Here is a 5144-nt window from a genome sequence, read left to right as displayed (position 1 = left end):
TGGTTTGACTACCGCCTTCATTTCTAAGACAATCATTGTTTATCGACCTCAAACAACTTATTTTATTCTAACATATCCTGCACAAAACTGTCAAGGATTTAGTGGTGCTTCCTGTCACTGAGCCTGTCGAAGTGCTGTTCTGTATTGGTCGGGTTTCATCCCGTCAGTCAAACTGAGGGTCTTCACCCGACATTTAAGATAAACTCCCAATAAATCTAACGCCTTTTGTTGCCGAGAAGTCGGTCTAGTTATCTTAGAAAAACGATAACTTCCCTCTCTAATCGTACATTCTACTGTATGCAAGCAAATCGTCCCCACGTCCTCCAATAAAGTCCGAAAACTATGCACAGGGATGTTCTCTTGATTCCGTTTTTTTCTCTCTTTAGACTGAGCGGATTCACTGCGACTCGCTTTAATCACATTCAGGGAACTATCATCAATTTCTTCATCCTCAGTCTAGTCCTTAGCTTGAAATCAGAAGAATTTTAATTTTCATCCCCATTAGTATAGTCATTTCAATTAAGATTGAGAATATCAATCCCAGATTTCATCAGGGTTTTGTCGGTCTAGACTGTATCAGACTTATCTGAAATGACTATAAGTTACGCCTGCGGCTGTGGTAAGTCTTGGCGATTTTTTTTTGGCCAAAACCCTTGACAAAATCGGAGACTTGCCTTATACTTCTTGTATAATGGGAATCCGTGCCTGCCTGCGAACCCTTCATTTTTAGGCTAGATACCCTCAATGCTAGGATAATCGGCCATGTCAGGACAAACGGGCAATAAACCACTTTTTTCTCAACACTATCTTGAGCATCGGCTGCCGGATTCTGGGGAATGGCAAGAGGATGTATCAGTGGCATTTTGCCGCTTAGAGAGTCTTTATCAACAAAAAAAGGCGATTTTGCCGACTCTTAACGAAGCGCAAACGGAAGCAGAATTAATACAACCGATTCTAGAAATTCTCGGTTTTAGTTATATACCGCAGGTAAGCAGTAGAGGAAAAGGAAGGTCAGAAAGGCCAGATTATGCTCTATTTGCCAGAGAAAATGACCGTTATCAAGCCTATGCTCTCCAGAATAATGAAAAAGCCTTTTATCGTCAAGTTTTAGCGATCGCTGAGGCCAAATACTGGCAACGTTCTCTTAGTGACGTTTCTAAGAATGATCAGCGAGATATCTGGAAAAATAGTAATCCTTCCTTTCAGATCACCAATTACCTGACGGGGACGGGAGTAGATTGGGGTATTCTCACCAATGGTCGGGAATGGCGCTTATATTACCGTCAAGCGTCCTCCACTGCCACGGAATTTTATCTGGTAGATTTGATGGAACTATTAGAAGGGGGAGATCGGCAAAAATTTCGGTATTTCTGGTTATTTTTCCGTCAAGAGGCTTTTATTAAGGATATTCACGGTCAGAATTTCCTTGAACGCGTCCGGGAGGGAAGTACCACCTATGCCACCAGAGTGGGTAACGAGTTAAAAGAGTTAGTCTTCGATCGCATTTTTCCCGATATTTCTAAAGGTTTTGTATCATTAAATACAGACATACAGCCAGACTTATTGTATGAGGCGAGTTTATCCTTGCTGTATAAATTATTATTTCTTCTCTACGCGGAAGCGCGGGACTTGCTGCCGGTGAGGGGAGACTATCGCGATTATAGCTTATTGCAAAAGACGCGAGAAATTGCCGTTAAAATCGATCGTCAGCAGGTCTTTAGTCGTACCTCGACGGGAATATACGATGCTCTCCTCAGTTTATTTCGCATTGTCGATCGAGGGGATGCTAATTTAGCCGTACCTCGTTACAACGGGGGTTTATTTGATATGGAAGAAGGCCGGGTGAATTGTTTTCTCGGTCAATATAAGTTATCCGATGCGGTTTTAGCGCCCATCTTAGACAAGTTAGCACGTTTTGAGGGACAGCCGATCGACTATAGTTTTTTGGGTGTGCGACAGTTAGGATCAATTTACGAAGGATTACTGGAATATCGCATCGTGATTGAGGGGGAATCGGTACATCTGGAAAATGATCGGGGGGAAAGAAAAGCCACCGGTTCCTATTACACTCCCGATTACATTGTTAAATATATTGTCAGTCATACCCTCAAACCAATTTTAGAGCAAAGAGCGCAACAGTTCGGGGATTTAATGACAGAAATCGCCACCCGAAGACAAGAAAGTGCCGATAGACGTTTAGGAAATCTCAGTCAGCAGGGATTACAAAAAGAGCTACAACGCTTAGAAAAAAAAGCGATCACCACCTTACTTGATCTTAAACTCTGTGACCCCGCCATGGGCAGCGGACATTTTTTAGTGGAAGCAGTGGACTATCTCACCGATGAGTTAATCCAGATTCTCAATCTTTATCCCGAAGATAATCCCGTTTTAACCATGTTGGAAACCACCCGACAAAATATTATCGACAATCTCCGACAACAGGGAATTATTCTCGATTCTCCCACCCTTGAACCAACGCAGTTAAGCTAAACGGCGCTTAACCTGCATGATCCAATAGCTATAACCCTTTTGGAGTCTATATCGGTGATCCGAAGTAAAAGCCGTTTAGCTTATTACAAAGAGTGGTGATGAAGCGCTGTATTTATGGGGTAGATATCAATCCGATGGCCGTAGAATTGTCCAAGGTTAGTCTCTGGTTACATTCTTTCACAGTGGGCGCACCTTTGAGTTTTTTGGATCATCATTTACGTTGTGGTAACTCTCTGATCGGAACTACCGCCAAGGACGCAGAAGCCGCTATGATTGAGGAAGAAAGTGGTCAATTAACTCTTTTAACCGGCCCTTTTGTCGGGTTACTTCGGGCCGCGGAAATTATGCGGGGAATTAGTACCCTCAGCGATGCGACTTTTGCAGAAGTGGAAGCAAGTGAACAGTTATTCCGTGATTTTGATAGTCAAGCTAAACCCTACAAGCGTTTATTAGATGTTTTCCTCTCTCCCTTTTTTGGGGTTAAAACTGCTATCGAGTTTCTGCAGCGTTACGGTGGCAATATATCGGCAATTAATTGGGATAAGTTACCCCCATCAGACCAACGAATTTTAGACCAAGCAGCTAGTTTATATAAAGATAAGCACTTTTTTCACTGGGATCTGGAATTTCCCGAAGTTTTTATCGATCTTGATTCCGCTTCTTGGAAAGATAACCCCGGTTTTGATGCAGTTATCGGTAATCCTCCTTATGATGAATTGTCAGAATCCGCTCTCGGTAGAGTAATTGACGAAAAACAATTTGTAGATAATACAGAAATTTATAAAGAAGCTAGAGCATTTAGAGTTAACTTATATCGTTTATTTGTTGCCAAAGCTATAAGTCTCGCTAAGAAAAATGGCTATCATAGCTTTATTGTTCCTATGTCACTGCTAGGTGATCGTTTTACATTTGAGTTAAGACGTAAGCTTTTACAAAAAACCAGTTTGATATGTATTGAAGCTTTTCCGCAAAAAGACGACCCCAATAATCGGGTTTTTCGTGAAGCAAAATTATCCACTTGTGTGTATGTTCTTTTTAATGGCATATTACCACTAGATTTCTCGATGAGAACTCATGACGGCAAAGATATTCTAGAATATTCTCGTCGATATTATGCTAATGCTGAAAAAATTGATAAATTTGATCCTGATAATTTATCTATACCAACAGTCAATCAGGAGTCTTGGAAGTTGTTATTAAACCTATGTGAAAATCCTAGATGTGTTTTATTTAAAACCATTGGTTATCCGACTCCTGGAGAGATTATGTTCAATCAGCAATTCAAAGAATTTATATCAGATGATCCTCCAGGTGAAATAGTTCTTCGTGGAGCGCATATAGGTCGTTATGAGTTTTACGAAAAGCCAAAACAAGGAAACCCAGTGTATTTAAATAAAACAAAATTCCTTGAAAAACGTGGTACAAATAAAGAAGTTAAAGCATACGATCATTTAAAGAGAAGAATCGCCTATCAAAGAGGTGCAGCAATCGATAATTATCGACGGATAATAGCAACAACTATTCAAGAGGGATTTTTTTGTTCTGACACAGTTGGTTATATTGTAGATACACAATATAAACTAGAAACAGTTCTAGCTTTTTTAAATTCAAAATTATCGGAATGGAGATTCAGCCTTACAAGTACCACTAATCATGTTAATGCCTACGAACTAAACGTAATTTTTATTCCTAAAATATCTTTTACCACAGCTAAAGATCGCCGTCAACAGTGCTTAGAGAAACTTATTAAAAGTTATCAAAAAAAGCAAGAGATATTAAAGAAAATCGAGGAGCATATTAGGAGAGAGGAAACTGATATAGTCCATGATATTCTGGCATACTTAGCAGAACAGATGATCGAGATAAATCGGGAAAAACAAAAAGAAATCAAAAGCTTTTTGAGATATTTAGAGAGAATGATCGGCAGTGCGATCAATAATTTAACCAACAAATCAAAAATCCAAAACTATCTCGGTGACTACCAAAAAAGCGAACCTCATCTTAGCTTCGAGCAACTTGGGGAGATACTGAAAAAGAACAAAAAGAAAATTAGCGTTAACTTGCTTGATCGCCAAATACAGGAAACCCTAGAAAAAGAATATCAAACCAGTCTAGAGAAACTTTTACCCCTAAAACAACAATTAAGCGCCACCGATGAATTGATTGATCTAATTGTTTATAAACTCTATGGATTAAGCGAGGAAGAAATTAAAATTATTGAAGGGAGAGAGTAAAAAAAAGAATCAGCTGCCCGCGTAATTAAATTACTTGTTGAGATACAGATCCCGTCGAGGTGGTATAACCGTTAAATTTACGGCCAATCCTGACTCGTATCGCAGAGAAAATGGTCGGCCATGATGTCCTCGAAGGTGAAAGAACAGTGAGAGGGAAAAGTCCGTATCGGTAAATCCGTCTCGCGTAAAGCCAAATCGACCCCGGCCTCGAAAGCATCGGATAAAGCCGTCGGTATCCGGGATTTTAAACTAGGATTACCCTCTAGATGCCGTCTGATCGCTCGTCTCTGTTCTCTAATCGTCAAAAACCAGCTGCGAGAACGTTTATCTGGCTGATATTCCCATTTGAGAAGATGTCCTACCAAAACGGTTAGACGGCTCACCAGTTCTCGATATTCTTGTTTACCCAAGGAAATGATT

1 protein-coding gene and 2 pseudogenes are annotated in these 5144 nt (G+C 40.2%); 1 reads left to right on the top strand and 2 read right to left on the bottom strand.

Going from position 1 to position 5144, the window contains the following annotated elements; genetic code table 11:
- Window positions 1-189 precede the first annotated feature (189 nt).
- Window positions 190-453, bottom strand: a pseudogene (locus IM322_RS22520) (IS1634 family transposase); the annotation flags it as partial.
- A gap of 309 nt (window positions 454-762) precedes the next feature.
- Between IM322_RS22520 and IM322_RS23815 the strand changes: the two are divergent.
- Window positions 763-4724 (top strand): annotated as a pseudogene (locus tag IM322_RS23815) (Eco57I restriction-modification methylase domain-containing protein).
- 77 nt (window positions 4725-4801) lie between these two features.
- On the opposite strand, the gene IM322_RS22505 reads toward IM322_RS23815, so the two are convergent.
- On the bottom strand, window positions 4802-5144 hold a 343-nt coding region (locus tag IM322_RS22505; protein ID WP_287713332.1), incomplete at its 5' end, for a DUF29 domain-containing protein.

This window comes from Microcystis sp. M109S1 (assembly GCF_020247025.1).
In the GTDB taxonomy this organism is placed as follows: domain Bacteria; phylum Cyanobacteriota; class Cyanobacteriia; order Cyanobacteriales; family Microcystaceae; genus Microcystis.
Note: the sequence above shows the minus strand (reverse complement) of the source record. Positions and strands in the feature narration are given on the sequence as shown.